This window comes from Pseudalkalibacillus sp. A8 (genome assembly GCF_045920555.1).
In the GTDB taxonomy this organism is placed as follows: domain Bacteria; phylum Bacillota; class Bacilli; order Bacillales; family Fictibacillaceae; genus Pseudalkalibacillus.
This window is the reverse complement of the sequence record NZ_CP174509.1, coordinates 4807451-4830469: the sequence shown is the minus strand read 5'-3', so window position 1 is coordinate 4830469 and position 23019 is coordinate 4807451. Positions and strand designations below refer to the sequence as shown.

The window sequence follows — 23019 nt, the reverse complement described above, 5'->3', positions numbered from 1 at the left end:
TGATTGACTGATGTACATTACAGCAAGGGAACGAAAAATATTGGATGTTTTGTTGCGGACCAAGAATGAAATGCCAATAAAGGAGATTGCAAATCAGGTTGGTGTCAGTTCAAGAACCATTCACAGGGACTTGAAAGGGTTGGAACCTGTTTTGAAGTCTCATGGGATCTTACTTGATAAAAAGGCTGGAAGCGGGTTGAAATTGATGGCTTCTGTAAAGGATCGCAATTCGCTTCTATCTATCATCCATCAACAAGTTCAGGCTGATTATACACCTGGGGAGAGGCAGGCATTGATCCTTTTGAGGCTATTGGAATCGAATGAACCTGTAAAATTATTCGCTCTGGCTGATGAATTGGGTGTAACGGTTGCTACGATCAGTAATGATTTGGATAAGATTGAAAGTTCCCTGGAGAGTTTTCAGTTATCTTTGGTTCGAAGGCGTGGATATGGCGTCGAAATACAAGGGGATGAAACACATATCAGGGAAGCGATCGGGCATCTGATCTTACAGCATACGGATGAAATGAACCTTTTATCCCTTTTGCGTGAAAAGATAGCAAAGCCGGCCCCGTCAACTGCCAATACATTGTCCGAACAGCTTTTGGGCCTTATCAGTAAAGAAAAGCTGAAGATCATTGAACAAAGTGTCGACACTATCCGTCATTCCTTACAAAATCAATTAGTCGATAGTGCGTATATTGCCCTAGTCATCCATCTTTCCTTGGCCTTGGAACGGATCAAACAAGGAGAGACGATCAGTATGCCGGCTGAACAGCTTGAAAAACTCAAGTCTACGAAAGAATTCGGTGTTGCACAAAATTTGATCGAGCAGTTGGAGGATGTTTTTGATATCACGATTCCTGAGGCTGAAACAGGGTATATCACAACCCATCTGTTAGGAGCGAAAGTTCGTAATGGTGAGGATTTTTCAGAAGAGGCCGATTTGATGCTGGCCTTTAAAGTAAAGCAGCTGATCGATCTTGTTTCAGAGCGAATCAATGTTGACTTCCATCAGTCAGATCACCTTCTGAATGATCTGGTCAGTCATTTAAAACCAAGTATATACCGGCTTCAGGAAAACAAGGAGATCAAAAATCCGTTAACCGATCAAATGGAACGTGATTATCAAGATCTATTTCAAATTGTAGAGGAAGCAGCCCATGAGGTATTCCCATATCATTTTCCGAAGACAGAAATAGCATTCCTTGTCATGCATTTCGCCTCTGCTCTATTGAGTATGGAAGGATTCCGAGGACTGAAAGTGTTAGTCGTTTGTTCAAGCGGGATAGGGACTTCAAAAATATTAGCTGCAAAATTGATCCGACAATTCAAAGAAATCGAGGAAATCGAGCATCGATCTTTATTCGAGCTGGAAGAGTTGGATATAACCCAGTATGACCTGATCATTTCCACGATTGCTTTGTCCGACATCGATCAGTATGTCCAGGTCAACCCGATGCTTCCCACTTCAGATGTCCATAAAATAGAGCATGTACTGCGGAAGAAGCGGATTACAGATTCGATCAACATAAAAAATAAGCAAGAAATAAGGAAACCGTTTTCCGATAGATCAGTAAAGGAGATCCGAGGTTCTGTTGAAGCGATCCATAAATATGCGGAAGTGGTCGATCAATTGTTGAATGCCATGAAGGTTGATCATCATAACCGAGGAACCTATGAAGAAGTCTTGAAAAAGACGTGTCAGCTTATTGAAGCGGAAGGATATATCGGTGATAGTCATTCTGTCATGGAAGCTCTATTGAAACGTGAGAAATTAGGTGGTCTTGGTATCACTGGGACCAATCTTGCATTATTTCACGCAAGGCATGAGCAGATCAGACAACCGATCTTTACGGTTCAAATACTGCCGGAGCCTATTACAATCCAGGGTATGGACCAGATTCCTATGGAGGTCCATACGGTTTTACTCATGCTTGCACCGGTAGATATCCATAGGGAAGGACTAGAAGTATTAAGTTTTCTTAGTTCATTGATTGTAGAGAGTTCAGAAAGTGTTAAGATCCTTCAATCAAAAAACGTTGAAAAAATCGATCGTTATGTAGCGAATCAGCTGCATCGATTTTTAGAGGAAAAATTATAAAAAAGGGGAAATGAATAATGTCTGATACTATTTTAACTGCTAATAATATCGTTTTGGATACGAAGTTATCGAGCAAAGAAGAAGCCATTCGATTTGTCGGTGGAATCCTTTATGAACAAGGATATGTAGAAAGTGGATATATTGATGAAATGTTGAAGAGAGAAGAAATCACATCTACTTATATGGGGAACTTTGTGGCAATACCACACGGGACTGATGCCGCGAAAAAGTCTGTTAAGGAGACAGGGCTTAGTATTGTAACTGTTCCTGATGGAGTAGATTTCGGTGACGGGAATACTGTGAAACTTCTTATCGGTATTGCTGGAAAAGGAAACGAGCACTTGGAAATCCTCTCAAAAATTGCGATTGTCTGCTCGGAAGAAGAGAATATCGATAACATCCTTCAAGCTGGAACACCAGATGAAGTCATTTCTATTTTCAATGAGGTGAACTGATATGTTAGCGATCCATTTCGGTGCAGGTAACATTGGACGCGGATTCATCGGTGCCTTGTTAGGAAAATCAGGCTTCCAGTCAGTTTTTGTGGATGTAAATGCTCAATTGACCGATGAATTAAACCGTCGAGGATCTTACACAATTGAACTTGTTGGAAGTGATGAAACCATTGAAGTGAACCAAATAAGCGGTCTGAACAGCTTGAAGGAACCAGAGGCTGTCATTGATTCAATCGTTGAGGCTGACCTCGTCACAACAGCTGTAGGGCCGAATATCCTGCCTGTCATATCTGAATTGCTTGCAAAAGGATTGCAAAAACGGTTGACTCAGGGCGGTGGACCGCTTAATGTAATCGCCTGTGAAAATATAATCGGCGGAAGTACCCTTTTGAAGGACTATGTCTATAAAAATATCGATCCGGCTAGGCAAGATTCATTTGACGAAATGATCGGTTTTCCTGATGCGGCTGTCGATCGGATCGTTCCTCTCCAATCCAATGAAGACCCTCTGCGTGTAAAGGTTGAGCCATATTACGAGTGGGTAGTGGAAACGAAAGGAATGAAAGGCGCGAAGCCGGATGTAAATGGGGTTACCTATGTCGATGACCTGACTCCTTATATCGAACGCAAATTGTTTACTGTGAATACGGGTCATGCTGCTGCAGCCTACTTGGGTTATCAAAAAGGGTATCAAACGATAAAGGAAGCGATGGAAAACAAAACAATCCAAGATGAGGTTCGTTCCGCTCTCGAGGAATCAGGAGAGGTTTTAGTCAAAAAATATCCGTTCAGTGTGGAAGAACACCAGAATTATATCGAAAAGATCATCAGCAGATTCCTGAACCCTTATATTTCTGACGAGGTGACACGAGTCGCTAGAGCTCCGAAACGAAAGTTGGGGGCAAAAGATCGTCTGGTCGGACCTGCTTCTGCCTATCTTGATATCGTCGGCGAAGATCCTGTACATTTAGGAAAAGTCATTGCCGCTGCCTTATGTTACAATCACCCGGCTGATGGAGAAGCGATGGATCTTCAGGCTTCTATCAGGGAGAATGGCTACATCGAAACATTCAAAATGGTTGCCGATCTACATGACGATAGCCGCTTGCTTACAATTGTCCGGGAGCAACTGGAAGCTATGGTAAAGTAAAAATAATAATACATCTGAATAGAGTCTTACACCAAGGTTGATAATGAAAGTAACTTTAGCGTGAGCAGGTGTATGAATGGCATTTATTGATCTATTAAAAAAGGGCAACAAATCATCGGGGATTGCTGCTGCTGGAAATGCCTTTCTAGCAGTTATCAAAGGAATAGCTGCATTTGTCAGTGGAAGCGGTACGATGCTGGCAACGACGCTTCATTCAGTGGCCGATGCAACCAACCAAGCTTTTGTGTTTTTTGGGAGTGCATTAGCTGAAAAAGAACCGACAAAACGTTTCCCTGCAGGCTTCGGCAGGGTGGTAAATCTATTCGTATTGATCGCTGTCGTGGTCGTTTCCATTATGGCATATGAGACAATTTTGAAGGGCTGGGAACTGATCCAACATCCTAAAGCCTCGACAAATTTATGGTTGAATATCAGCATCCTGGCCATTGCTGTCATCATCGACGGTTTCGTCTTAATTAAAGCGATGAAGGAAATCATTAAAGAGACGAGGGCTGAGACAACCTCTGGCGGTCTCGTTTCAACAGTGCTGAAGAATGTTTCCTTGGCAGCACCGCCAACGAGGCTCGTTTTTTACGAAGATATCATCGCCACGTTCGGGGCATTACTTGCATTGATTACGGTTGTGCTTAGTCACTCTACAGGCTTCTACTTACTGGATGGGATCGGGACACTGTTGATCGGGTTATTATTAATCGGAATAGCTTTGAAAATTGGTTATGAAAACACAATCGGCCTGATCGGTGTGGCAGCGCCTAAAACGGTTGAGGATCGGATTGCCGGCCTGATCTTGTCACAGCTGCATGTGGTTGACATCAATAAGATGCGGATTTTGCAAGAGGGCAGGAAGTATCATGTTGAAAGCTATATTGAACTTGAGAAAGGTCTTACTCTGGCAGAAGCTGATGATATCAAGTTCCAGGTAAGAGATCAAGTGGTAGCTGATCCAGATGTAGATGATGTCACCCTTGGAATCATCGAATCTGATGATAAACAAAGCTGGGAGATATCAAATAAGGATGAGGAGTGACCTCATCCTTAATTAACTGATTCTTTTTTGTTTTCTTGAGTTTCATCTTTTTTGATTTTCAGCTCTTTGATCTGGTGCCCCTCATTTTCCATGACGATGAATTTGTAACCGTCTTTTTCAATCGTCGTCCCTTTTTCAGCATCAACCTCTTCCGATAGGAACCAGCCACCGATTGTATCGATTTCGGAGTTATCGATGTCGGTCCCGAGATCTTCGTTCAGGTCTGATAAAAGGACCTTGCCATCTACAATCAAAGTATTTGCATCCACTTTTTGGATCATCGGCTTTTCGTCTATATCGAACTCATCCTGGATTTCACCCACGAGCTCTTCAATGATATCCTCTGCTGTAACAAGGCCAGCGGTACCGCCATACTCATCAACGACGATCGCCATGTGGCTTCTTGATTTCTGCATTTTCTTCAGCAGTTCTTTGATCTGGGTTGTCTCACTGACATGGGCGACAGGTCGTACATATTGTTCAAGTGTTTTTTGTTTGGCACTGATATAATCATTAAAGATTTCTTTAACATTGACAACCCCGATGATTTTATCTTTATCATCTTCAGCAACTGGGTATCTCGTATATTTTTCAGATTTCATGATTTCCAAGTTTTCCTCGAATGAGTCTTCTAAAAACAGACACATCATCTCGGTTCTTGGGACCATGATCTCTTTGGCCATCGTTTCATCAAAATCGAAAACATTGTTGACGAATTCCATCTCAGCTTTGTTGATTTCACCGCTTTTATAGCTTTCCGATAAGATGAGGCGCAATTCTTCCTCGGAATGGGCTGTTTCGTGTTCATTTGCAGGAGGCAGTCCGAACATCCTTACCAAAACTCGAGCTGCTCCATTCAATGTCCAGATGAATGGGTACATGATGATATTGAAGAAGATGAGTGGTTTTGCTAGCATCAAGCTAAGCGCTTCAGCTTTTTGGATAGCGACTGATTTAGGTGCCAATTCACCGAGTACCACATGTAAGAATGTAATTGAAGCAAAGGCGATTCCGAACGATAAAGTAGACGCCATTGCACTAGATATCTCCATATTTTCAAATAGTGGATGAAGTAGGTATTCAACAGTCGGTTCTCCTAACCAACCAAGGCCCAGGGCTGTGATGGTGATACCAAGCTGGCATGCAGATAGGTAGCCATCAAGGTTCCCAAGAACTTTCTGAACGGCTCTCGCTTTTTTGTTTCCTACCTCTGCCAACGAATCGATTTTCGTTTTCCGTACTTTAACAATCGCGAATTCCGCTCCGACAAAAAATGCTGTTAATACTATTAAGATTACTACCATGAATAAATTGAATATTTCCATGTGCCTTACACTATATGTGTAAGGTTCCACCTCCTAAGAGAGTAAGATTGTGATTGCCTGTAATAAAGAAACAGTTTGATGATTGATTTTTTGTTTCAACCAATCTTGTTGTTCTGCGGTCATATTGTTATAGTAGTTTTTGATTTCTATGATTTCGGTTTCAATTTGTTTGAAGTTACTGACAAGATCTTCTGTAAGATAGATGATATCGGCACTTTGACCTATATCCATTGTTGTTTTTATTTCGTTCAACGTCATTTTATTGTCTTTACATTGTTGGACCAACTCTATTTGTGTGATCGTTTCTTCAGGGTAAAGTCTGTAATTCGATTCAGACCTTAAAGGGTGGAGTATTCCTAAATTTGTGTAATAGTCAATGGTTCGTTTTGAAAGCCCTGTTTTCTTAGCTAATTCTCCTATCCGATAAAACTTCCCAATGGAATTCCCCCTTTTTTGTATCATAAGTCTATTATACTGTTTAAAATGAAAAAACGTACAGTATAACGTGACGGTTATAGTACAGCAAGTGACAATATTTCGAAAAGGGTTTAAGTCAAAGAACATTCTCATGTACAATGGTAAGGGATTGTTTTTTCCGTGATCATAAATCAATGCAGTAATTCTATACACTTAATTCTCAATAGAATACAAGAAAGGTGTTTTAGATGGAATCTAGATTTGACAGAAGGAAGAAAAAACGAAGATGGTTGAAATATAGCCTAATCACCCTACTTGTTTTACTGATCGTACCGATCTCTTATGCGGGTTATTTATATACGAAAGCCTCGGATATTACGAAAGATGCCCAGGTTTCCTTGGACCGGGGAAAGAAATCAGATAAAAGGGAAGAAACGGTCGACCCAGAGAAAGATAATTTTTCAATGTTATTCGTCGGTATTGACACCCGGAATGGAGAGGCTGAAGGAGGCCTGTCAGACGCCTTGATCGTAGCAACTTTCAACAAAAACGACGATACCCTAAACCTGTTAAGCATACCAAGGGATTCCTATGTGAATATTCCAGGCCATGGGATGGACAAAATTACCCACGCTCATGCATTGGGCGGGATGGATTTAACTGTCCAGACGACAGAAGAGCTCCTCGATATTCCTTTGGATTATGTTGTCCGTGGAAACTTCCAGGCCTTTAAAACGGCGGTAAATGAACTCGGTGGAGTCGATATCAACATTGAAGACCAATACGTAGTCGACCAGATTGCCAAAGATACAAAGGGTAAAGTGGTATTGAATACAGGCACTCAAACCTTAGATGGTGAAGCGGCTTTAGCTTATGCTCGTACACGTAAAGCTGATTCCGATTTCAAGAGGGGCGAGCGGCAAATGGAAATCATCCAGTCAAGCATCAGTAAAATGAAATCTTTTTCCTCTGTATCGAAATATGATGAATTATTGGACAGCCTTGAAGGGAATTTCTCATTGAATCTTTCATTTAACGAGGTGCTTTCTTACGTTCCTTATATTACGAAGATCAAAGAGGTGAATAAACTCCAATTGTCAGGGCATGATTATCAACCGGGATCCACTTATTACTTGGAGCTTGATGAACAACAATTAAGTGAAGTCCGGACCCAATTAAAGAAGGAATTGGAGTTGGATGGGGGAAATAAAAATTCAGCCTAAGCATGGTATGGTTCAACCAGGTTTTCTTTATGAATGAAACCAATTTCCTTGTTAGATTTTTACTTGTGTAGTAGTATGAAGCTAGCTTATACGTTTTTCAAACACAATGTTGTGTTCTTTCCACACATAAAGTATACAAGCTGTTCATATAGTATATCGAGTAAGTGAATGGCACGGACTTAGGGGGGACCTTACTCATGTGAGAGGCATCGCATCTTGAAGGTGTGGTGCCTTTTCCTGCAAACACGATGGGGTGATGAAATGAATGTGAAAGGTAAAGTTGTGGCATTATTGGTGGCGGGCTCACTTGCTGTCGGAGCCGGCGGTACATATGCCGGGATGACTTTTTTCTCGGATGAAGAGAGTTCATCGCTTTTAGAAAAAGCAGCTGAAAATGGCACGGATCTCAAAATGGGGAGCTCAAGTACAGGTGAAGATTTTGATAAGATCGAACAGACATATGAGTTCATATCGGAAAAATATGTAGAGGATGTTGACAAGGATAAGCTTCTCGAAGGCGCGATCCAGGGGATGATCAATACTTTGGATGATCCTTATTCAGTCTATATGGATGCCAAGACAGCTGAGCAATTCAATGACACACTTGAGTCCTCTTTTGAAGGAATCGGTGCAGAGGTTACGATGATGGATGGGTACGTGACAGTCGTGGCGCCATTTGAGGATTCTCCTGCTGAAAAAGCAGGTTTGAAGCCGCATGACCAGATCGTTTCCATTGATGGTGAAAGCACGAAAGGACTAGAGTTATACGACGCGGTGTTGAAGATCCGCGGTAAAAAAGGGTCGACAGTGAAGCTTGAAATCAAGCGGGCAGGTGTCAGTGACACTTTGAAGATCGATGTGAAACGTGATGAAATTCCGATCGAGACAGTGTACTCCGATGTGATAGAAAATGAAGGTAAAAAAATTGGGCATTTGAAGATTACTTCTTTCTCTGAAGACACGGCTCCTGACTTTGAAGAACAATTGAAACAGCTTGAGGATAAAGGAATTGACGGGCTGGTCATCGATGTTCGTGGTAATCCGGGCGGCTTCCTTACAGCAGTTCAAGATATCGCCCAGCTGTTCATTACAAAAGATGAGCCGATCGTCCAGATTGAATCACGTGCTGGGGAAAAGCAGCGATTCTTCTCAGACACGAGTAAGAAAAAGGATTATCCGATTGTAGGTTTGATCGACCGTGGAAGTGCTTCCGCTTCTGAAATTTTGGCCGCAGCTTTAAAAGAAGCAGGTGGATACGAAGTCGTTGGTGAAAAGTCCTTCGGTAAAGGAACCGTCCAACAGGCGGTCGAAATGGATGATGGCAGCAGCATCAAATTGACGATGTTCAAATGGTTAACACCAGATGGCAATTGGATTCATAAAAAAGGTGTCGAGCCGACAGTGAAACAACAGCAACCAGACTTTTATCGAGCAAACCCGATTACGATCGAAAAACCGTTGACATATGATATGACAGGAGAACAGGTGAAAAATGTCCAGACAATCTTGAAGGGTCTAGGCTTCAATCCTGGCAGAGATGATGGATACTACGATAATAAAACTGAAACAGCTGTGAAGGCATTCCAGAACGCCAATGAAGTGAAGGCAACTGGTAAAGTGGATGAAAAGACCGCTTCATTAATGGAACAGAAGCTTCTAGAGAAGATTGATAGTGGAAAAAATGACCAACAGCTTCAGACGGCAATCGAAGTTTTATTCAGAAAGTAATAGCAGGATGAAACATCCGACTGTCGAATATATCCGTAGAAGGGAACCTTCTACGGATTTTATTTTGTGTTGGTTTTCGAATGATATAGGAGGAAGGTATAGGAATGTTTATGGGTGATGTTCTATTCCAATTGGTTGCATTTTTTATCGTGTTGGGGATTATTTCACTGATTGCTATTACCTTTACATACATAAGGCATAAACGAAACCGTCTTAAAGAAATTGAACGAAAGCTTGACCACGTTATACAAAAAATAGACAAACGATAGATTGTTGGAGGCTGGAAAATGCAAGATATATTGTGGAGTGTACTCGATGGAATGGGTTGGTTCTTTCTCAATCCTCTTTTTTACGTCATATTATTATTGATCGGATTCCATGCAGTTACCCGTGTTAAAAGAGAGCGGAGTGATTTTCATGTCCGGGTCTATGATACGATGGATGACTTTGTGAAGGGCATTGGACCGGGACTATTGATCGGATTGATTTTTTCCGTATTTAGTGTGTTCGCCGGGTTGTATCTGCCATTCGGGGTCATCGCCGTCATGTCCGTATTCTACATATTGCTGGGGCTGACATTGCGAAAAAATTATTTCAATCCGGTGTTTGCTGGTGGGCTGACTTACCTTGCAGCTGCTTATATGCCGTCATTCACTACAGGGGTACGGATTATAGACAGTTGGCTGACCGATTTGCAAGGAGCCTCTCTCGGTATGATTGCCCTGTTGATCGCTGCATTGGTTGTGGCAGAAGGCATTCTTATCATGGCGATCGGCGTGAAAAATACATCCCCGATCCTGTTAAGGGGTAAAAGAGGTAAAGGGATCGGTGCCCATGTCATCAGCCGTATCTGGCTCATTCCTCTATTCATACTCGTCCCAGGGTCTGTTGTTGCGACTTCAAATTGGTTCCCATTGCTGCAGATCGGTGAAGCGAGTGTCGGTATCGCGCTTGCCCCGTTTGCGATCGGATTCCACCATGTCGTCTCCCAATCAATGCCAGAACCAGTGGTGAAAAGCATCGGAATCCGTTTCTTATGGCTTGGAATCATATTGCTCGCCGGTTCCATCCTACTCATCACTTTTGATTTGGAGATGCTCAGTATTATCATTGTCGGCCTTGCGCTAATAGGGCGAAACGCATTGATCCTGTATTACAGAAAGCTGGAAGTCAAGAGTGCACCATACTTCAGTGCAATGAATGAAGGGCTACGGGTGTTAGGAATCATCCCAGGTTCCCCTGCATCTAAAATGAACGTCTCGATAGGAGAGCGTATCATCAAAGTGAACGGAAAAAGGATGGAGCGAGTCGAAGATTTTTATGGGGCGGTGCAGAGCAGCGCAGCCTTTGTAAAACTGGAAGTCCTGAACTTCAACGGAGAAGTCCGTTTCGTCCAGCGATCTTTGTATCAGAACGAGCACCATGAGCTAGGCCTTTTATTCGCACAACCTGAAAAAGCCAAACGGAAAAAAGTAGTAGGATAAGTAGTGATTGAATGAAAAAGCAGGCGCCTTCTTAAGCTAAGAGGCGTCTTTTTTGGTTTTAGGAGAGGAGTCTATACTTTAAAGGTTTACAAAACAATAAGAAGCAGATATAATTGTGGAACGGATTAAATCGTAACCATTTCGATTTAATGCTTAAATTTAATAATTTCATATGGGACGATTTCGACATTGAAGGGTAGACCTATCGATTCTAAATCGTAATGATTACTATTATAGATATTTTTTGAAAGGAGCTATTCGATATGGCTAAAAAATCAAAAGTCGCAAAGGAAAGAAAAAGACAAGAACTTGTTGAGAAATATGCTGAAATCCGCAAAAAGTTAAAGGAAGAAGGAGATTACGAGGCACTTAGAAAACTGCCTCGAGACTCTTCTCCAACACGCTTGAACAATAGATGCGAAGTAACTGGGAGACCAAAAGGCTACTTAAGAAAATTCAAGATGTCTCGGATTGCTTTTCGAGAGTATGCGCATAAAGGCCAAATCCCAGGCGTCAAAAAATCAAGCTGGTAAACCCCTTAAGGAGAGGCTATATATGAAGGAATGGCTGATTATCGGAGGGGGCATCCATGGTTGTACCATTGCTACGTTTTTGCTGAAAAACGGGAAGGTAGATGTTCACAGACTTCAGATCATTGATCCATCCCCTGTCCCAATGAATAGGTGGAGACAGCTTACTTCAAGGATCGGAATGGATTACCTTCGATCACCTGTTGTCCACCATGTCGATACACATCCATCCAGCCTTGAACGATACGCCAAACGTCTCAACTTTAACAATGCGTTTTATGGATACTACCAAAAACCTAATTTAGCTTTGTTCAATCATCATTGTCACCACGTTTTTAATGAAATCCAATTGCGTAAAACCTGGAAGATCGGATATGTCAATGGATTGGAATATAAGGATAACCATTGGACCGTCCGAACGAGCGATGGTGATTCTGTTTCCTCAAAGAAAATCGTTTTAGCTATGGGTGTCAATGATCAGCCTTCTTATCCAGAATGGGCCAAAGAACTGAATAAACGTTTTCCCGAAAAGGTCTTTCATATCTTTGACAAACCGCTGCCTTCTATGGAAAACGAAACCTTACCTGTCGTCATCATCGGTGGAGGCATTACTGCTGCTCACTTAGCTAATAAAATTTGTGAAGATGCCCCGGTTATACAGGTTAAACGGCATCCATATCGCGTTCATGAATTCGATAGTGATCCAGGCTGGATGGGGCCCAAAAACATGCGGGAATTTTATATGGTGAAGGATTTCGACGAACGTAGAGAAATCATTACACAGGCTAGGCATAAAGGATCGATAACACAGCATTTATTTCACAAGCAAAAACATCTAGAACGTAGAGGTCAATTGAAAACTATCACGGGAGAAGTGATGAACTGTGCTATAGATGATCATTCCCGTTTCCTTTTACAAATTAAAAATGGGGATCAGTTGAAAGCCTCCAATATCATTCTTGCCACTGGTGTTGAAGGCACACTTCCTGGTAAAGAGTGGCTAGGCAAAACAATCGAAAAACATGGCCTCAAATGTTCAAAATGCGGCTTCCCGATTGTCTCACCTGAACTGGAATGGGGTAAAGGAATACATGTAACAGGAGCTTTAGCTGAACTTGAAATAGGACCAGTCTCCAGAAACATTTCAGGAGCAAGGAGAATTGCTGAAAGGTTAGCAGCTATTTAATTAATAAAATCAAGGAGAGATTAGAATGAAAAAAGGAATACATCCAGAATATCGACGAGTGGTTTTTATGGATACGAACAGCGGGTTTAAATTTCTGACCGGTTCCACCATGTCCTCCTCTGAAACAATCGAGTGGGAGGATGGGAACACCTATCCATTAATTAAGGTGGAGGTTAGCTCAGATACCCATCCTTTTTATACTGGAAGGCAGAAATTCTCAGACCGCGGTGGACGTGCAGAACGTTTCTTGAAAAAATACAACATGAAAGCAGGCAAATAAAAAATCATCAGAGCAAGGAGAGATTAAGATGAACGATTATTTGTCTGAAATGTTGGCGAGGGATATCATTGAGGCTTTGCCTGGTTATAAACGTGATCTCTATAAATTTATAATTGGACTGGAAGATTCATTGGCTCAACAGTCTGATACTACTGATGAGTTTTTGACCTTACTGAAAAAGCATTCTCCCCTTCGTCAAGCAGCAAAGTATTTCAGACGTTCTGTCAGGGAAACAGATCAACTGATGAAAGAGATTGAAAAGGAAATAGATGCAGAGTTGAGTTTGAAATTGCAACATATCAATTGGTTGGATTGCAGTGACTTGGTCAGGAAAAGAAGAAGGAACGATAAACAAGCAGCGTTTTTCCTTTATATGGACACGAAACAAGTCTATTTTAATAGGGAATAACAATCGATGAAAACCGTCCATGTGGGCGGTTTTTTTCTTTTGTTAAAGGAGGACGGAGCAAAAACGTGGAGTTGGATTGATAATGGAGCGGTGCAGAGCAGTAACCTTATTGGCTCTTGAGCGGTTATTACTATTTTGACAAAACTCCGTGTGATATTGACGAAAATGAGTTTTTTCTTAACAAAACATCGGATTATTTTGACAAAACTTCTAATTATTTTAACAAATCTTAAATTTTTTTGACATATCGAAAATGTAGGTATCTTTTATTTTATATCTTCTTCCTTTTGTATGGCCGACTGGCTCAAAATTAAAAGACTTAAGCAGACGATGTGCTATAGAACTCGATGGTAACTTGGTGAATTCCTGGAACTCTCTAACACTAATCATTGTATTCACCAACATCGCATAGTCTTTCAACGCTTCAAAATGGGCATCTCTTGATAAAAATGAACAGTTGGTACATATCCATCGGCCGTGTTTACGCTCCATCGTCAATGTTTTGCATTTTGTGCAATAGACGCCAGGCAACAATTCTTCAGGTTGTATACCGAATTGTTTCATTATGTTCGGGTCATGTGGAGTATGTTTTTTGAGCAAAAGTGTGGAGAGTTTTCGGAGTTGTTTTTTGTTGTAGGTGGCTTCTGGAAACATTCTTTCTAGAGCTTCGATTTCAAAAGGGAGGTTTGCGCTGTGGGTCAATTTTACGGGTGTATATACGGATGTTTCAATAATGGTTGATGGTCGGCTGATGACGACGATATGATCGATCGGTATGTGGGGAAATTGTTTAGATGAAGCCAATGGCTCAATTTTGTCTGGTGCCATTGGAGTTGAAGAAACGGATCCGGCAAACCTTCCTCCATTTCATCCTTCGTCCGGACCATCTGGTTGATTTCATCAAATCGGATTTTGCCTGCAATATTTTTCACTTCAATGATGAGGATGAAATAGGGTGTGACGAGCAACGTATCGATTTGAAAATAGTAGGGTGTGTCGAAGAGCCTTAAATCGTGGAAAATGTAGTGGTCTTTTTCGGGGAGATACTCTAAATAAAAATCCAGTGCTTGCTCACCTCGATAACCAGCTTTACACATAGCCAGCTCTTTTTCTATTAGTGGGTACTCCGGATGTGAGGGAGGTAATCAGCGTAATAGCGTTTCCAATTTATGAATTTTCACAGGCTCGGTTCGTTCTTTTTTGATCATTGAATCAACTCCTTTTTATAATAGAAACTATTTTCTCTAAAATAGTTCCATATCCTTCTCGTAATCTATCTTTATGTCGAAAGATTTACACGCCTGTCCAAACTATTTACCTTCCAAAGCATAAATTATAAAAGGGAGGTGAAAAAGTGGCTAAACAAATACTAGATTATTTCGTAAGTGCGCCAGCTACAAGTAATGGTTCATTGAACCGCATTGTGCCCGCATCCCCTTCAACTATAAAACTAGCAGAATTCGGATTATCGTTGCCGACTACAGCTCAACAAGTCGAATTGACGGCAACTGTCGGATGGGAAACGACCGCAGGATCCCCTATCATTCTATTTAAAATCTTCCGTGGTACACAAATCATTTTTACGACAACATCCCAAATTGATATAACCGTAGAAACCAGTAGGACTGTAGCATTCAATGCTATAGATTTCAACGTGCCGGCTGGGCAACGAGTATATTCCCTTACAGTGGAATTGACAAACCCGGATGCTCTCCTGAACCAGGCGTCGGTGATCGGTCCAGTGACGTTTACCGGTCTTGCAATAGGTGACGCATAAGAGAATGGAAACAAAACCGTCCGGATGGGCGGTTTTTCCTTCTTAGAGAGTGGTTTGGAGCAAAAGCAGTACCTTTCTACCGTAGAATATTTAGTGTGTGATTTAGGTAATCGGCGGATCAAAACTTTCAGTTTTTCGAATTTGAGCGGCTCTGTTCGCTCTTTTTAACTTCTTTCAAAATAAAATCAAATTCTTTAAAAATAGTATTTTACCTTTTTATTTTTATAGGAAGTTATTATTTTTCCTGTCAACTGTAATCTTTCCATCAGAGTTGAATGAATTTCTCTCTTGTTAAAGACAAGAAATGATACTACATTTCGTTTTATAATATACATAAAAGTAAATCATTGCGGAGGATTCTATGCATATAAAATATGACTTAATCGTTATAGGGGGAGGACCTGCAGGTATAAATGCTGCAATTGCTGCAGGACGGAGTGGCATGAAAACGTTAATCATTGAACGTTATGGATTTCTTGGAGGTATGTCCACATCAGCGTTGGTATACCCTTGGATGACATTCCACTCATCGGATGGTACACAGGTTATTAAAGGTATCGCCCAAGAGATTGTAGATCGTTTAATAGCAGCAGGCGGTTCACCTGGTCATCTTAGAGATAGCATTGGTTTTGTTTATTCTGTCACACCCTACCGTCCTGAGGTTTATCAAGTGATTGCTATGGACATGTTATACGAGGCAGGTGTGGATATCCTGTTACACAGTTTCGTTGATGGAGTACAAACTGAAGGTTCATCGATTACTAGTATTTCTGTTACTGGTAAATCAGGAAGAAAGACTATTGAAGCAGATCTATTTGTTGATTGTACAGGTGATGGTGATATAGCTTATATAGCAGGAGTACCGATGCAAACCGGAAGGACCAGTGATAATCTCACCCAACCGATTACAATGAAATTCAGAATGAGAGGATGTGATTTAGAGGAAGTTAAACAGTATATGTTTGAACATAAAGAGGAGTTTTATCACAATACAAAAATGGAAGAGCTGGAGCAAGGAACGCTCCCCTTGACAGTAGTACAAGGTTTTTATTCACTATGGAAAGAAGCTGACCTTCCAATTAACCGGGACCACGTTTTATTTTTCACTGGACCAGCTGAAGATGAAGTGCTAATTAATTGTACAAGAATCCAGAGATTGGACGGTACGAATCAAGAAGATTTAACAGTAGCTGAATACGAAGGACGGAAGCAGGCATTGATGGTCGCTGAATTCCTTAAAAAATCAATTCCAGGTTTTAAACAATCTGAAGTATCGAATATAGCAACACAAGTGGGTGTTCGTGAAACAAGGAGGATAAAGGGAGAATATATCCTTACACAGGAGGATGTCATTCATGCACGCAAATTTGAAGATGTAATAGCAAAAAGCGGATATCCTATTGATATACATAATCCTACTAAAAAGAATGTCCAACTAACAGCTATAAGTGGAGACGGAATTTTCGACATCCCTTATAGATGCTTGTATTCTAGAGAAATCGGTAACTTGCTTGTGGCTGGTCGTTGTATTTCAACAACACATGAAGCTTTTTCAACTACAAGGTTGACACCTAGTGCAATGGCAACCGGTCAGGCTGCAGGTATAGCTGCTTCGATCGCACACGAAAACCAGTGTGCTGTTCAAGATGTTTCAATAAAGAGATTACAGCTACGATTAGTTAAGCAGCTTGTAGTCCTATAATCAAAGGTCCTTCTCCTGAAATCCTTGCATTCTCACCATTTAACAATTCGGCGAAGGCAAGACAATGGGAAGAATCCAATCCGATTAGGGTAATATTTATTTCATCTTTCATATAAACACCTGCCTATCTAAGTAAGACTCAATTCCTTCAAACGATAAATTTGTCGTGGTCTTCCTCTAGTTGTTATTTTTTCAGTACCGACAATTTCAATAAGTTCAGCATCCAACCATTGAAGTAATATTCTATGTGTGCTACGAGTTGTAATATTTAATATCTTCGCTAGTTCGTGTGCCGTGAATTCATTTAGTTTTTTTCTTTGTATTATGGCCATGAGTTTGTTCAAATAAGAGGGTGACGCACCGATTTCTTTTGCTTTATCTAACAATTTCTGATCAGTGACAGAAAGATGATAGGTAAGGGGTGGTCCCATTTCTAGTGGACCAATTACACTCTTATCCTCTCTGACAATGAAGCATGTACTTCCTTCAAAATTCTTAGATTGCATTAAAGCAATTCTGGCGTGAGAGCCTGCTTCAAATGCTGAAAAACCGAAACCTACGCCTATGTTGATTTCGAGTTGGTCTTTCGTTCCATGGAATATCGGTATGAATTTGTACCCTTCTGTAATCCTTTCGAATACTCCTCTGGTAGTTACGAAAGAAAATTCATTTAAGTTTATTTGTGTTAAATGCCCATCTAATTGTTCTATATAACTGTTAATTTGATGTTGAAATCTTATTAGTAATTGGCCCGCTTCATTCTTTGGAATATTTATTGGTCGGACATGGAGGGATCCAATTACAATCTGAGATTCACGATTTTTTCTTGATTGAGTTGAAAGTAAAGCTCTTTCTAATGCGACTATCATATCTTCTTGAGTTGGCGTGACCCATACATTAGGTATGTTTGACTCTGTCAATGCATCGGAAATGACTTTCATTCCTGTCAGAACTGCATTGGTCTTATTCATCTCAAATAATATCTTATGAAAGTCAATGATATTTTCTGATATATCCAGCGTGGCTCTCATTTGAAACGGAACGTGCTCAATCGATTCATCAAGTTCATCCAATACCCTCTTAAAATCATCAGAGGTTAATGAATCTATGGAAACTGTCTTCATATGGGGTGTTTTCTTTTGTAAATTATACAATGCCCTATATAGGCTTGCGCCCTTCAATGGAATGTAATGAGCGGGTAAATGACCAGGGATGATATGTTTTGATATTGAATATGGTAAATATCCGGAGTAAAAAAGAACTTCGACCTTATCTTCAAGTTCTTTTGTAAATTTTGGTGCATCAAATATATCATCAGACACTTTAAAAATTGGTTTGAAATTCGGGAAATACTTTAATGCCTGTTTCAATTGCTCTACAATGTTGACAGGACCAATGATTCCAATGTTGATTGATATAGAAGGCATAGAATTCCACCTCATTTATTGAATGATAGAAAGAACGTAATAGAAATTTTTCTCTATAAAGCGTTCAATTCCTGCCGCCATCTAGAAACATTGTCCTTTATGAACTGATCGTTGCAATGGTGAGGATAGAGCTTCTTTACACGTTCGATTTCATCTGACTGCCCTGGACTCAAGGTTTCCTCCTCCAATAGGCACCAGGGTCCTTTCAGGAGCCCTTGTTGAGAAAGTACGGAGTTGATGCCCGCGATACACCCTTTAAATTGATTATTTGTATCAAATAATGCCGAATTTATATCTGTAACTTCAGCAGCTGTAGATAGCAATCGGTTGTCGATCAGGCCGTCCTTTTTTGCATTTTTTATTCGTGTAAATAGCTCTACAGCTTCTTTGGTCCATACCGCCCAGTGACCAAGAAGTCCGCCCACAATCTCCTTAGAAACGATTTTATCTTTTACAGGTATTCTGTAAGTGGTCAAAAGGTCCACCACGATGTTATCGTCATTTCCTGTATAGATGGCGATTTCTTCATTACGAGGAGAGTTGCAGACTGCACGGATGACATCCAATGTTTGATAACGATTGAATGGTGCGATTTTAATCGCATATAAATTTTCAATTAAACAAAATTCTTGCCAGAAATCATAGGATAGTGGTCTGCCTCCTACGGCTGTCTGTAAATAGAATCCAAAAACAGGTATGATTTCTGCGACTTGTCTGGTTCGATCCAACAATTGTTTTTCATCTAGATCGTTAAGCCCCCCCATGCTTAACAAGGCAAGGTCGTATCCGAGCCCCTGTGCGATTTTAGCTTCTTTAACAGCTTGTTCAGTAGGGCCACACACACCAGCTATTTTTATGTGCGGTACAGATGTTTTGTATTGGTTGATTTCACCAATTGCTAATTGAAGTACACGCTCATATAATCCGAACTCCCGGATTTCAAACTGTGTGGTATGGACTCCGACAGCAATACCACCAGCTCCGGATTCTACATAATAGCGAGTCAGGGCTTTTTGACCTTCGACATCTAGTGTACGATCCTGATTAAGTGCAAGCGGGTGGGCTGGTATGACGGTTCCTTTGTGGAGCAATGTCAATGTTTCATGATTCAACATAATCAAAATGCTCCTTTCCGTTCTTGGAAATGAGTAGGTTTATCCAAGGATTCTCCTTCGGAGTCGATCCATTTTGCTGTCCAAGAAATCATTTCTCTTAGTGTTACATTAGGATATCCGAATAGTTTATGTGACTGGGATGCGTTCGCTAATAGAGCGGTAGGCTTTTCCTCGTTAATGAAAACAGGAGAGGTGCCGAATTCTTCTCCAAATACCTCTGCGATCCATCTTATTGAAACTGTCTCTGGTCCTGTTACATTCAGAATCTGAGGCGGACTTTGACAATGACGCAAAGATCTGAGTGCATATGAATTGGCATCACCTTGCCATATGACATTCACATGACCCATGGTTAAGTCGATTGGAAGACCGGATTTCACCTGCTTTGCTATTTCATGAAGAACACCATAACGTAAGTCGATTGCATAGTTCAGTCGAATGATCAGTATAGGTGTTTGGTTTTGTAATGAAAAATAAGTCGCGATACGTTCCCTTCCCAAACAGGACTGAGCATATTCACCTAAAGGGTTTACAGGTGTTTGTTCATCTGCATATGTTTTCATTACCTCTGAGAAAGGATAAACGTTACCAGTTGAGAAAATGACCATTCTTGAATTCTTGAACCGATCTGCCACTCGACCTGGTAAATAGGTATTCATCGCCCATGTAAATGCTTCATTGCCAGTCGTGCCGAATTTGGTCCCCGCCATATAGATTACATTCTTCACATCTGGTAGATTGGCCAAATCACTCTCGTTTAGGAAATCTGCAGAAATCGTTTTGATCCCATTTGCTTCTAGTTCTTCTCTAAGTCCAGCTGAGGAAAAACGAGATACGCCATAGACTGTTTTTGAAGCCTTCCCCTTCTCTACCGCCCTTTTTGCTAACTTAGCCAAGGTGGGTCCCATTTTTCCGCCGACACCTAAGATCATGATATCTCCTTCTAATTGTTCTAAATCCTCAATTAATGCTTGCGTCGGTGAGGACATCACCGTTTCCAACTGTTCAATCGTTTCCATTCAACCACTCCTTTATTTACGATCAATCTTTTTCTTTACTATTGATTGTAATTTGTGGATTAGGTGAAATACAGGTCTTTATACTGTCCTTAAATAGGGTAGGATACTGCTACGTTGCGTTATCATCTCATTACTGGTTCACTTCTGGATCATTTGTTGATCCCTGATAAGTAAAGAGAAAGAGCGGGATTTTTTAAGTATGTCTTTAAATAGAGTAAAATTCTAAAAAGTAGCAAAATTCAAAATCTTTAATTGACGAATAAAATATTGTTACTTATTCTAAGAATTAAGAACCAGATGTGAACCAGAACACTTGTCGATATTTTTTAATGGGAGGGGAAGTAATGAAAGGAATTCGGAAGGTATCACTTCTAATCAGTTTCATCTTATTGGTATCAGTCATTGTCAGTGGGTGTAGTGATGAAGAAACTTCTAAGCAAGCGGAAGGAAAAGTGGAAGGCGATATTACAGTATGGACGATGCCTTTTGTAGGGGAAGATCTTAAGAATGAACAAAAGTCGATGTGGAATGATATCAAAAAATCATTTGAAAAGGAATATCCAGGTACAAAGGTTAAATTTGAAGAAATACCTTGGGCGAACCGTGAACAAAAAATATTGACAGCGCTTGCAGCGAATTCGGGTCCTGATGTGTTTTATATCATTCCCGATCAGATGACGCAGTTTGCTGACAAGGGAGTATTAGAACCGATCTCCAGCTATCTTGAAGATGGAGATACAGAAGATTTTACAGACTCATCGTTAGATGCTGCTACATATGATGGCAAATTATATGCGCTTCCAATCCTTAGAGAGGTACAAACCTATTATTACAATACGAATGTCTTAAATGACTTGGGTCTGGATAAAAATGATCTTCCAACAACATGGGCGGAATATGATGAGTGGGCGAAAAAAGCAGTGGATGCCGGATATTATGCTCGGAATTTTGAAGGTGCGAACACACCAAACGCAACATTATACCCATTGATCTGGCAAGCCGGAGGTCAGGTGCTTACGCCTGATGGTGATGTGAAAATTGATGAAGAAGCAGGCATAGAAGCATTTGAAAAAATCAACCAATGGTATAAGGAAGAGTATATACCATCTGATTCTATTAATGCATTGACTCATTTCAATCTCTTTCTTGAAAATAAAGCAATGTCTGTGTGGAGTGCACAATCTGCGCAAACAACCATGAAAGCTGAAGGTTTTGAAGATTTCGTCGTCGGTCCACCCCTGAAGGAGGAAGAGGTGGCTGGATTCGGAGTTACCGGCATGTTCACTATGCCTTCAAACAGCAAGAATAAACCGACAGCTGCAGCATTCATCAAACACATGACAAACAAAGAAAATACGATTAAATTCAATGAATTGACAGGATATCTTCCACCTAGGAAATCTGCATCCAGTATGTATGATGACAATTCAAACATGAAGCAATTGACAGAATATGTTGAATTTGCAAGACCTGGTGTCATGCATCCAGCGTCCCGAAGCGTCATTCCAAAAGTTCAAGCAGAACTTCAAGCTATGATGGAAGGTACCAAATCACCCGAAGAGGCGGCAAAAGCTGCTGCAGAAGCGATCCAAGCAGAAGTCGATAAGTTGAACTAGTATGATCCAAAAGGATAGGTGAGTGTTTCTGCTTGCCTATCCTAGGTTTACATAAGGTGGTGAATTTTTATGGAAAATCCAAATCTGTCGATTAAGACTACAGTCCAAAAAACTAGTAAGCCGACATTAATTGCCAAAATAAAAACTGAGATGAGAAAGAATACAATTGTCTACTTGTTCTTGATTCCGATTTTGATTCATTTTGCAATTTTTCAGCTGTTTCCGATCGGATTCAGTCTCGTCTTGACATTTATGGATTGGCCCGTTATCGGGACCCCCTCTTTTGTCGGTCTGGAAAATTGGAAGCAGTTCTTTCACGACAAGCTTGCATGGAAAGCTATTTGGGTAACGGTGAAGTTTTCAATACTGTACATTTTGCCGACTATGGCTCTTGGATTGGTCCTGGCTTTGTTGATTGACAGTGGTCGTAAGGCTTCTGGCATATTCAAGGGAATCTTCTTCCTTCCGGTGGTTACGTCTTTCGTCGTAATATCTGGTATATGGGCTTGGCTGTTCAAAGGGACCAAAGAAGGTTTCGTTAATGGCATATTGCAGATGATCGGTATCGATCCGCAGTTATTTTTAGCGAATTCAAGCCAGGCACTAATGGTCTTAGCGGGACTTAGTATCTTTAAAGTATGTGGTAGTACGATGATTTACTATTTTGCTGGTTTGCAATCCATACCTCATGAATATTACGAAGCTGCGAAGATTGATGGAGCAAACAAGTGGAAGATGTTCTGGAAAATCACGTTTCCTTTGTTATTACCAATCCATTTCTATGTCGGTATCATAACCACTATCGGCTCATTCCAGATATTCGATTCAGCGTATCTATTGACAGGAGGAGGTCCAAACTACGCTACGACCACAATTGTGTATTATCTCTATCAGGAAGGATTCAATTCGTTAAGGTTAGGATATGCAAGTGTTTTAGCTTACATCCTATTCTTCATTGTCTTCGGTTTATCGTTGTTACAACGTAAATATTTTGGAAAAGAAGTCAGTTATAAGTAAAGGAGGG

21 protein-coding genes and 1 pseudogene are annotated in these 23019 nt (G+C 40.7%); 15 read left to right on the top strand and 7 right to left on the bottom strand.

The genetic code is table 11. The annotated features are described in order from the left end of the window. Positions 1-10 precede the first annotated feature (10 nt). The 4 genes from ACJROX_RS24540 (at position 11) to ACJROX_RS24525 (ending at position 4757) form a co-directional block, all read left to right on the top strand. The gene (locus ACJROX_RS24540) at positions 11-2104 is read left to right on the top strand and encodes a BglG family transcription antiterminator (protein ID WP_408007836.1); all 2094 of its coding nucleotides are present in this window, start codon (positions 11-13) and stop codon (positions 2102-2104) included. A gap of 17 nt (positions 2105-2121) precedes the next feature. Beyond that, on the top strand, positions 2122-2559 hold the full coding sequence (locus tag ACJROX_RS24535; RefSeq protein WP_408007835.1) for a PTS sugar transporter subunit IIA: 438 nt from the start codon (positions 2122-2124) through the stop codon (positions 2557-2559). A 1-nt stretch (position 2560) separates the two neighbouring features. Further along, on the top strand, positions 2561-3709 hold the full coding sequence (locus tag ACJROX_RS24530; RefSeq protein ID WP_408007834.1) for a mannitol-1-phosphate 5-dehydrogenase: 1149 nt from the start codon (positions 2561-2563) through the stop codon (positions 3707-3709). A 76-nt stretch (positions 3710-3785) separates the two neighbouring features. Then, on the top strand, positions 3786-4757 hold the full coding sequence (locus tag ACJROX_RS24525) for a cation diffusion facilitator family transporter (RefSeq protein ID WP_408007833.1): 972 nt from the start codon (positions 3786-3788) through the stop codon (positions 4755-4757). An 8-nt stretch (positions 4758-4765) separates the two neighbouring features. Here the strand turns inward: ACJROX_RS24525 and ACJROX_RS24520 are convergent, their stop codons facing one another. Then, positions 4766-6082 carry a hemolysin family protein gene (locus ACJROX_RS24520; RefSeq protein ID WP_408007832.1) on the bottom strand — a complete coding sequence of 439 codons (1317 nt, stop codon included), beginning with the start codon at positions 6080-6082 and terminating at the stop codon, positions 4766-4768. A gap of 33 nt (positions 6083-6115) precedes the next feature. Continuing rightward, positions 6116-6544 carry a MerR family transcriptional regulator gene (locus ACJROX_RS24515; RefSeq protein ID WP_408007831.1) on the bottom strand — a complete coding sequence of 143 codons (429 nt, stop codon included), beginning with the start codon at positions 6542-6544 and terminating at the stop codon, positions 6116-6118. A gap of 203 nt (positions 6545-6747) precedes the next feature. On the opposite strand from ACJROX_RS24515, the gene ACJROX_RS24510 reads away from it, so the two are divergent. The 7 genes from ACJROX_RS24510 (at position 6748) to ACJROX_RS24480 (ending at position 13339) form a co-directional block, all read left to right on the top strand. Beyond that, the gene (locus ACJROX_RS24510) at positions 6748-7722 is read left to right on the top strand and encodes an LCP family protein (RefSeq protein WP_408007830.1); all 975 of its coding nucleotides are present in this window, start codon (positions 6748-6750) and stop codon (positions 7720-7722) included. Between the two features lie 267 nt (positions 7723-7989). Beyond that, complete coding sequence (locus ACJROX_RS24505) at positions 7990-9450, top strand: S41 family peptidase (RefSeq protein ID WP_408011763.1); 1461 nt, start codon at positions 7990-7992, stop codon at positions 9448-9450. Between the two features lie 287 nt (positions 9451-9737). Continuing rightward, positions 9738-10934, top strand: a complete 1197-nt coding sequence (locus ACJROX_RS24500) for a PDZ domain-containing protein (protein WP_408007829.1) — start codon at positions 9738-9740, stop codon at positions 10932-10934. Between the two features lie 263 nt (positions 10935-11197). After that, positions 11198-11467 (top strand): 30S ribosomal protein S14, encoded by a 270-nt coding sequence (gene rpsN, locus ACJROX_RS24495; RefSeq protein ID WP_408007828.1) that lies wholly within the window; start codon positions 11198-11200, stop codon positions 11465-11467. A gap of 22 nt (positions 11468-11489) precedes the next feature. Beyond that, a complete protein-coding gene (locus ACJROX_RS24490; RefSeq protein ID WP_408007827.1) occupies positions 11490-12650 on the top strand; it encodes an FAD/NAD(P)-binding protein in 1161 nt (386 codons plus the stop codon). Positions 12651-12675: 25 nt separating this feature from the next. Beyond that, the gene (locus tag ACJROX_RS24485) at positions 12676-12930 is read left to right on the top strand and encodes a type B 50S ribosomal protein L31 (protein WP_408007826.1); all 255 of its coding nucleotides are present in this window, start codon (positions 12676-12678) and stop codon (positions 12928-12930) included. Between the two features lie 28 nt (positions 12931-12958). After that, the gene (locus ACJROX_RS24480; protein WP_408007825.1) at positions 12959-13339 is read left to right on the top strand and encodes a hypothetical protein; all 381 of its coding nucleotides are present in this window, start codon (positions 12959-12961) and stop codon (positions 13337-13339) included. 219 nt (positions 13340-13558) lie between these two features. Here ACJROX_RS24480 and ACJROX_RS24475 read toward each other — a convergent pair whose 3' ends face one another. Both ACJROX_RS24475 and ACJROX_RS24470 read right to left on the bottom strand, forming a co-directional pair. Beyond that, the gene (locus ACJROX_RS24475) at positions 13559-14167 is read right to left on the bottom strand and encodes a hypothetical protein (protein ID WP_408007824.1); all 609 of its coding nucleotides are present in this window, start codon (positions 14165-14167) and stop codon (positions 13559-13561) included. 14 nt (positions 14168-14181) lie between these two features. Then, positions 14182-14436, bottom strand: a pseudogene (locus tag ACJROX_RS24470) (nuclease-related domain-containing protein); the annotation flags it as partial. Between the two features lie 257 nt (positions 14437-14693). Between ACJROX_RS24470 and ACJROX_RS24465 the strand changes: the two are divergent. Next, entirely contained in the window at positions 14694-15116 is a 423-nt protein-coding gene (locus tag ACJROX_RS24465; RefSeq protein ID WP_408007823.1) for an exosporium protein C, read from the top strand. Between the two features lie 361 nt (positions 15117-15477). Next, positions 15478-16818 (top strand): FAD-dependent oxidoreductase, encoded by a 1341-nt coding sequence (locus tag ACJROX_RS24460; protein WP_408007822.1) that lies wholly within the window; start codon positions 15478-15480, stop codon positions 16816-16818. A 128-nt stretch (positions 16819-16946) separates the two neighbouring features. On the opposite strand, the gene ACJROX_RS24455 is transcribed toward ACJROX_RS24460, so the two are convergent. Genes ACJROX_RS24455 through ACJROX_RS24445 form a run of 3 tightly spaced genes read right to left on the bottom strand, consistent with a single transcriptional unit; the run spans position 16947 to position 20379 of the window. Beyond that, on the bottom strand, positions 16947-18245 hold the full coding sequence (locus tag ACJROX_RS24455) for a hypothetical protein (protein WP_408007821.1): 1299 nt from the start codon (positions 18243-18245) through the stop codon (positions 16947-16949). Positions 18246-18298: 53 nt separating this feature from the next. Next, a complete protein-coding gene (locus ACJROX_RS24450) occupies positions 18299-19360 on the bottom strand; it encodes a dihydrodipicolinate synthase family protein (RefSeq protein WP_408007820.1) in 1062 nt (353 codons plus the stop codon). Positions 19361-19362: 2 nt separating this feature from the next. Beyond that, positions 19363-20379, bottom strand: coding sequence for an NAD-dependent epimerase/dehydratase family protein (locus ACJROX_RS24445; RefSeq protein ID WP_408007819.1), 1017 nt, complete (start codon positions 20377-20379; stop codon positions 19363-19365). Positions 20380-20723: 344 nt separating this feature from the next. On the opposite strand from ACJROX_RS24445, the gene ACJROX_RS24440 reads away from it, so the two are divergent. After that, on the top strand, positions 20724-21995 hold the full coding sequence (locus tag ACJROX_RS24440) for an extracellular solute-binding protein (RefSeq protein ID WP_408007818.1): 1272 nt from the start codon (positions 20724-20726) through the stop codon (positions 21993-21995). 150 nt (positions 21996-22145) lie between these two features. Continuing rightward, positions 22146-23012, top strand: coding sequence for a carbohydrate ABC transporter permease (locus tag ACJROX_RS24435; RefSeq protein ID WP_408011762.1), 867 nt, complete (start codon positions 22146-22148; stop codon positions 23010-23012). The last annotated feature ends 7 nt before the right edge of the window (positions 23013-23019 follow it).